Origin of the sequence: Limosilactobacillus rudii (assembly GCF_014145455.1) — a bacterium.
GTDB lineage: Bacteria > Bacillota > Bacilli > Lactobacillales > Lactobacillaceae > Limosilactobacillus > Limosilactobacillus rudii.
On record NZ_JACIVB010000034.1, the window covers coordinates 1 to 237 of the forward strand.

Here is a 237-nt window from a genome sequence, read left to right on the forward strand (position 1 = left end):
ATGAACCAACTAAGCTATTAGACTTAGTTCCGCAAGGTGCCCATGGAGAATACTTTCTCGACCGCTACCACTGCCTACAGAAAATTGAACGTACTCTAGGACAGCGAAACGAGTTAACTATGCAGGCAGTTAAGGCTGTCCGTCGTCATAATAAAGCCGAGCTAACGTTAATTTTGGATACTTATGAATCACAAAACCTAACGGAAAAACAAACAGACGACCTAATGCACTTAAGAA

General features: G+C 41.8%; 1 pseudogene. It reads left to right on the top strand.

The window, feature by feature from the left end:
• Nucleotides 1–237, top strand: a pseudogene (locus H5S39_RS02340) (ISLre2-like element ISLre2 family transposase); the annotation flags it as partial.